This window comes from Nostoc sp. (assembly GCF_036919555.1).
In the GTDB taxonomy this organism is placed as follows: Bacteria; Cyanobacteriota; Cyanobacteriia; order Cyanobacteriales; family Nostocaceae; genus Nostoc.
In genome coordinates, this window is record NZ_JBALCS010000090.1 from 1 (window position 1) to 4,796 (window position 4,796).

Consider the following 4,796-nt stretch of genomic DNA (forward strand, 5'->3'; position numbering starts at 1 on the left):
TAAAAACTCGCCCATAACCAACGATAAATCAACAAGCATTATTAAATTATTTGGGATTTTTATGAAACGTCGCCAGTTGATAATTAACACAGGAATTGTTTGTGTTACCGGTTTATTATCTACTACATTACCATCACTAGTAAAGGCTCAAAATAAAAAACCTACCTTCTATACTGAAGGTCGATATCTTTATAATAGATTTGGTGAAAACGTAATTCTTAATGGAATAAATTTACCCATTTTGGATGACTGGAATTTTCCTCAAAGCGATAAGTTAGCAGAACTAGAAAAAACGGGAGCTAATGCGGTCAGAATTCAATGGTACAAAGATTATGGTCAACCTAATCGTCCTAGTTATTCGATTTCTGACTTGGATAATGTTCTCACTCGCTGTCGTCAAAGTCGAATTATTCCCATAGTCATGTTATCTGATTTGACCTGTAATAGCGATCCACAGTTGTTAAATACCCAGTTAATTCCTTGGTGGACGCAGAATGATGTGCTGAAGGTACTTAAAAAACATGAATCCTATCTAATTATTAATCTAGCCAGTGAATTGGGATTTTATCGGTGGACAGATAATCAACAAGCTGCTTTAAATAGTTTCAAGAATGCTTATAAAAGTGCGATTAGCAGTATTCGCCAATACTTACACCTACCAATTATGATTGACGCACCAGATTGTGGTACATCAATCGAAGTTTTTCCCTTGATTGGACAAGAATTAATTGCTCATGATCCCGATCATAATCTCTTATTTAGTGGTCATGCCTATTGGTCTGACTATGATGGGATACCATATATTGACACCATAATTAATGCTAATCTCCCCCTCGTTTTTGGTGAAATTGCTAATAAGCAAGATGAAGATATTAATGGTGCAACTGAATATTGTTATTACGATCTAGATGGGACTACAGAAAATCACCCACCTCTCATAACTTTTGCCTATCAAACTTTATTACCAATTCTCCAACAGAAACAAATTGGTTGGATGGCTTGGTGTTGGTATAAAGATAATTGTACGAATCGTCAAATGACATTAAATGGCAATTTTGATAACCTAACACCCTATGGAAATGATTTAGTAAACAATCCGATTTATGGTTTAAAAGTGATTGCTAAAAGATCGCGGTAAAGTCTCAATGCTTCTCGGTTAAGAATTAAGCAGTATTGAGAATAAAAAAGTGCGTGGTTGACATTTAGTACCCGTTCCTCTGTGGATTGGATCAGCAGCGTTGTCGCTGATCTTATTTTAAAAACCTCACCAACTCTGAGGAAATGTTGCGGATTGTGCGGGACGAAGCATTCCCATTTATAAAAACTTTGGGTGCAAGTGCGGCAGAAATTGAAGCGCGAGATTCCCTTTCAGAAGATCACGCTGGGATTACTGAAGCGTTTACCCTGATTCTGGCAAATCCACTTCTGCTGCCCTACAAATTTGACCCCAGTTTTTGCAAAACTCCATAAATATCTAATTAGGTGTAGATAGTTCTACAGAAGTACCCAGGCTTTATAAACATCCTCTCATGACGACTGTTCAATTCTTATACCATTTCTGTATGAAGCTGCGCTAAATTAAGAACAAGGGTGCGTTTGGTTTAAATGTGATGGGTTTAAGATTGCAAGTCGAGATTAAAGAAAGCCTTGAAGAATTGGAAAAAGCCGTTAAATATGCGACGCAGGCAAGCAGCAAAGAGCGATTACAAATGCTCTACTGACTCAAAAGTAGTCAAGTCACAAGTCGGAGTGCGATCGCAAAACGTTTAGGACGGGATGAAGCAACCATAACTCGTTGGTTAAGAAAGTATAAAGATGAGGGGAGAAGTGGATTGCTATGTGTGAAACATCCACCTAGTAAAGAGTCTATAGTTAGTGGAGAAAATTTGGAACGGTTGAAACACCGATTGGAGGAGCCACCAGGACTTTACCAACATTGAGATTGGGGTAACGAATCATTGATTACAGGAAATGGCAGAGGGAATAGAAGAACTTTGCCCAGATTGAGCCACAAGGATAATATCACCGTTAGCATCGACAATCCATCCTTGAGCCTCCACAATCTGATTAGTAGATTTGGTAATAGATACAATAGGTTTTTTATCTGGAATTTCCACAGCTAATTTATCTCTTACTCTCTCTGTTGCTTGTGGAGGCAAATCTACCCAACCTGTAATCACTGCTCGTCCCCGCAGAGGCTCGTTGGGGCTTTGGGGTAATCCACCGCGTCCTGTAGCGATAAAATAACTGGCGTTTTTTCCTCTTCTGGGTGTGCAACCTTGGGTGATTTGTTGGGATACATCCACGAGGTTAGAGGGTAGTTGAATTAAACCGTGACTAGGGTCAGTATCCAGAGTTTTGATAGTTACCTCCCCACTCACTCCCAATTGGGAACTCGCTGTAATGTCGCTCTTTCCGGTTGGACTTTTTTGCGGCACAATACCGAAAAGCCCGTCTGTTGTAATGTCAACTCTACCACCAATCCCTGTGAAGGCGTTAGCGCTGATATCGCTGTTTTCGTTGGGGACGGCGACAATGAAGGGGGTATTGATGCTGATGTTACCGCCATTTCCTTCTTTTTGGTCAGTACCAGCAGTAGTGGAGATTTGGCTGGTACGACGCAAGGTTAACAGGTCTTGCACGTTCAACGTAATATCTCCACCATTGCCTGATATAGTTATAGCTTGAATACTGCCTTTGTTATCAAGACGAATAGAACGGGCTGTAACTCGTATGTCGCCTGCATTGCCCTCTCCTATACTACTGGTACTGCCCTGGCTGTTGACGGAGATCGTGGCTCCATCGTGAACAAACACAGACAATACTTGATTAACAGCCTGGGGTTGGAGGATAATGCTTCCACCCTGCCCGCTATTTGTAGTTCTAGCAAGCAGTCCGCTTGGCTCATGGAAGGAGCCTTGGTCGAGTCTTCCACTGAGAGAAATAAAGTCACGGGCATTGACAATAATGTTTCCAGCATTCCCTTGCCCAAAGGTGTTGGCGGTGAGTTGTCCACCATTGGTAACGAATAGAGATCCGGTGGTGATGCGAATATCTCCCCCTTGCCCACTGCCACTGTCTACACCACTAATGATTTGACTGAGTGCAGGTTCTCCATTTTTTGGAAGCATCACTTGCCCATTTTGATCCACTCCAAACCCATCCACCTTAACCGTATCCCTGGCATTGATCACTACATTCCCGGCATTCAATCCATTAGTGGTGTTGGCAGCAATTTTAGCACCTCCGGTAACCGAGAGCGATCGCGTATCAATGAAAATATTGCCTGCATTTCCTTGTCCAGTGGTAGCTACATTTAGCGTTGATCCGTTCGTGAGAGAAAGGGTATTCGTCTTAATAAAGATACTCCCGCCTTCTCCACTAACAGCTGGAGCCGGGTTCGCATTACTGAAAATCCCACCCCCCTGAAACCCTGTATCCAGGAAAACCGTTGGAGCGGCGATCGCGATATTGCCTGCATTGCCTTGCCCAAAGGTGCTGGTGTTGATTTCGCCGCTATCGGTGACCGAGAGCGATCTGGCTGTAATCAGAATGTTTCCGGCATTGCCAACAGAATCCTTACTACTCACCGTGTTAAAAAGGCGACTCCTTTCTCCATGACTGGATTGACCGCTCAAGGTAATTGCACCCGTTGCATTTAACCTAATATCTCCTGCCTGCGTTCCGTTTAACCCTCCCCCAATCCCAGCTAAAAGTTGGCTGCCTTCCAAAATGCGGATATCTCGTGCATAAATTGAGATATTGCCACCACTTTCAGCAAGAACATTGATTGTACTTCCGTGCCTGAATGATACATCTCCCCGTGCCAACTGATCTGGAAAACTTAGGCTCAGAAGGTTACCATCCGGTGTTGGCATTCTGGAGAGTTGGACAATGCCAGCCCCAGCGATACTCCCCAGTTCAACTTGCCCTTCCAGAATGTCAGCGGTACCTAAAACGCTTGATGTACCGTCTGGACTACTGCCTTCAGAATCGAAGCTGAGATTTCCGCCGAGTAAGACCAAACTCTGCCTTCCCTGAACTGTGAGGAAACTACCGAAGGTTTGAATGCTCCCAGGTTGCCGCTCAGAAGCCAGGAAACCACTCGGATCGCCTACTATCGTCAGTAAGCTACTCGGTTCACCGGGATTAGTTGCACTAAATTGAGCACCATTAGGAAACACGATCGCATCGACCGTTGTTGCCAACAAAGAACCGACACTTAAACTGGCATTACGTCCAAAAATAATTCCATTGGGATTAAGTAGAAACAGGTTAGCGGTGCCGTTAGTTTGGATTAACCCATCAATATTAGACACTGCTCCACCTGTTACTCGGCTGATAATGTTATGAATATCAAGAGCATTGTTAAAAAAAGCAGTGCCACCAGTAGGAATAGAAAACTCGCTAAAACTGTGGAACAGATTGCCACCCACTTTGGTTCCGCCTTCAATAATTCTGGTGTTCCCTTCTAGTTTGATGGTGGAATTATTCGGTAGAGTGGTATCGGGGGTAATTTGAGCAAAAGCGCAATTTGCCCAAAAAGCTGCGATCGCAATTCCCATCCCCACAGAAACAGCAATTGTTGAATCAAGGTTAGTTTGTATAGTAATTGTAGTGATGGGTATTTTAGGCTGTGTCATCGCTTTGGTAATCACTTTAATCCTTTGGCCTAATTTTATTCTGCTAAGAGGGTGTTTGAAAAGTTTTGAGGGGTCAAATTTTATGCTAATCGCCTCACCATGATCCGGATCATGGCAAGGTAGATAAACGTCTCTGATGTTTCCGGCAATAAC

General features: G+C 43.0%; 3 protein-coding genes and 1 pseudogene. 3 read left to right on the plus strand and 1 reads right to left on the minus strand.

The features are described 5' to 3' along the window. From V7K36_RS24890 to V7K36_RS34295, 3 genes and pseudogenes are all read left to right on the plus strand, one after another. On the plus strand, positions 1 to 1,138 hold a 1,138-nt coding region (locus V7K36_RS24890), incomplete at its 5' end, for a cellulase family glycosylhydrolase (protein WP_335120270.1). A gap of 143 nt (positions 1,139 to 1,281) precedes the next feature. Next, the gene (locus tag V7K36_RS24895) at positions 1,282 to 1,470 is read left to right on the plus strand and encodes a hypothetical protein (RefSeq protein ID WP_335120272.1); all 189 of its coding nucleotides are present in this window, start codon (positions 1,282 to 1,284) and stop codon (positions 1,468 to 1,470) included. A 275-nt stretch (positions 1,471 to 1,745) separates the two neighbouring features. Beyond that, positions 1,746 to 1,940: pseudogene (locus V7K36_RS34295) on the plus strand (helix-turn-helix domain-containing protein); the annotation flags it as partial. Positions 1,941 to 1,955: 15 nt separating this feature from the next. Here V7K36_RS34295 and V7K36_RS24900 read toward each other — a convergent pair. After that, positions 1,956 to 4,643, minus strand: coding sequence for a two-partner secretion domain-containing protein (locus V7K36_RS24900; RefSeq protein ID WP_335120274.1), 2,688 nt, complete (start codon positions 4,641 to 4,643; stop codon positions 1,956 to 1,958). Positions 4,644 to 4,796 lie beyond the last annotated feature (153 nt).